General features: G+C 70.8%; 1 protein-coding gene and 1 pseudogene. Both read left to right on the top strand.

Annotated features, from left to right (window positions below; translation table 11 throughout):
• Nucleotides 1-79: 79 nt before the first annotated feature.
• A pseudogene (locus BMG07_RS40455) lies at nucleotides 80-1,875 on the top strand (ATP-binding cassette domain-containing protein).
• On the top strand, nucleotides 1,872-2,239 hold a 368-nt coding region (locus tag BMG07_RS40450), incomplete at its 3' end, for an ABC transporter permease (protein WP_198089182.1). The pseudogene BMG07_RS40455 and the gene BMG07_RS40450, both read left to right, overlap by 4 nt.

The following is a 2,239-nucleotide window of genomic DNA, read 5'->3' as shown; positions in this document are numbered from 1 at the left end:
ATGGGTGCGCCGCTTGCCCCCACCCCAGCCCTCCCCCAGAGGGGGAGGGAGCAAGACCAACACCACGGGGAGTTGCTGAATGAACAGCACCACGCCAGCCGTCACCGCACGCTCGCTCCACAAGCGCTTCACGCTGAAGACGTCGAAGGAGCCCGTGCATGCGCTGGACGACGTGTCGCTCGAAGTGCCCACCGGCACGCTCACCGCGCTGGTCGGCCCCGACGGCGCGGGCAAGACCACGCTGCTGCGCCTGATGGCCGGCCTGATGCGCGCGGACGAAGGCGAGCTGCGCGTGCTGGGCATCGACGTGTCGGCCGATCCGCAGTCGGTGCAGGACCGCATCAGCTACATGCCGCAGCGCTTCGGCCTGTACGACGACCTGAGCGTGCAGGAGAACCTCGACCTCTATGCCGACCTGCACGGCGTGCCGCGCGACAAGCGGCGCGAGCGCTATGCGCGGCTGATGGAAATGACCGACCTGGGCCGCTTCACCGACCGGCCCGCGGGCAAGCTCTCGGGCGGCATGAAGCAGAAGCTCGGGCTGGCCTGCACGCTGGTGCGCTCGCCCGACCTGCTGCTGCTCGACGAACCCACCGTGGGTGTCGACCCGCTCTCGCGCCGCGAGCTGTGGCAGATCGTGCAACAGCTGGTGGACGAAGAAAAACTCTCGGTCATCGTCAGCACCGCCTACCTCGACGAGGCCGAGCGCTGCAGCCATGTGTTCGTGCTGCGCGGCGGCAAGCTGCTGGCCCAGGGCGCGCCCGGCGAGCTGCGCGACCGCGCGCAGGGCCTGTGCTTCGTGGCCACGCCGCCCGACGGCGAGCCGCCGCGGCTGCTGCAGGCGCGCCTGCTCGATGCGCGGCAGGAATCGTCGATGCGGTGCCCCAGGGCGGCGAGGTGCGCTTCATTCGCCGCAAGGAAGCCGACGACGCGCGGCTCGCCGCGCTGCTCGAAGGCGCGCATGCCGAGCCGGTCGCGCCGCGCCTGGAAGACGGCTTCATGACGCTGCTGCGCGCGCAGCCGCCGGCGGGCGAAGACGCCAGCCCCGCCGCCACCCTCGCTGCGTCGCGGCCGCCCGCGGGCCAGCCCGGCGAGGTCGTCATCGAGGTCAAGGACCTCGTGCGCCGCTTCGGCGATTTCGTGGCCGTGGCCAGCACCAGCTTCTCGGTGCGGCGCGGCGAGATCTTCGGCCTGCTCGGCCCCAACGGCGCGGGCAAGACCACCACCTTTCGCATGCTCTGCGGCCTGCTGCCGGCCAGCGGCGGGCAGTTGCGCGTGGCGGGCGTCGACCTGCGGCACGCGCGGGCGCAGGCACGCCAGCGCATCGGCTACGTGTCGCAGAAGTTCGCGCTGTACGGCAACCTCACGGTGCGCGAGAACCTCTCGTTCTTCGGCGGCGCCTACGGCCTGCGCGGCGCCAGGCTGCGCGAGCGCATGGACACGGTGCTGCGCCAGTTCGACCTGGCCCATGCGCTCGACGAGCCCAGCGGCCAGTTGCCGGGCGGCTACCGGCAGCGCCTGGCCATGGCCACGGGGTTGCTGCACGAGCCCGAGATCCTGTTTCTCGACGAGCCCACCAGCGGCGCCGACCCGCTCGCGCGGCGCGAGTTCTGGCGCCGCATCACCGCGCTGTCCGAAGGCGGCACCACGGTGGTCATCACCACGCACTTCATGGAAGAGGCGGAGTACTGCGACCGCATCGTGATCCAGGACGCGGGCAAGGTGCTGGCCATCGGCACGCCGCAAGAAGTGCGCGCGCAGGCACTCGGCGACGGAAAGAGCCGGCGCATCGACATGGAGCAGGCCTTCATCGCCATCGTCGAGAAGGCGCGGCACCGGAGCCAGGAAAAAAGCAAGGAAGAGGTGGCGGCATGAGCGGCTTCTGGTCCCGGCTGATCTCGCTCACGCGCAAGGAGTTCCGCCAGCTGCTGCGCGACCGCAGCAATCTGGCCATCGGCATCCTGCTGCCGATGGTGCTGATCCTGATCTTCGGCTACGGCATGTCGCTCGACGTGAAGGACGCGCCTGTGGCCGTGGTCATGGAAGACGCCTCGCCGACCGCGCACGACGCCATCGCCGGCCTGCGGCTGTCGCCCACCATCGCGCCCGTTCTGCTGGGCTCCATGCACGACGCCGAGGCGCTGATGCGCGAGCGCAAGGTCGACGGCATCGTGCGCGTGCCCGCCGATTTTTCGCGCGCGCTGGCCGCGGGCAACGCGCGCGTGCAGCTCATCGTGCA

The sequence above is a fragment of the Variovorax sp. E3 genome (assembly GCF_016082275.1).
Classification (GTDB): Bacteria; Pseudomonadota; Gammaproteobacteria; order Burkholderiales; family Burkholderiaceae_C; genus Variovorax.
This window is presented reverse-complemented; position numbering and strand designations above follow the sequence as displayed.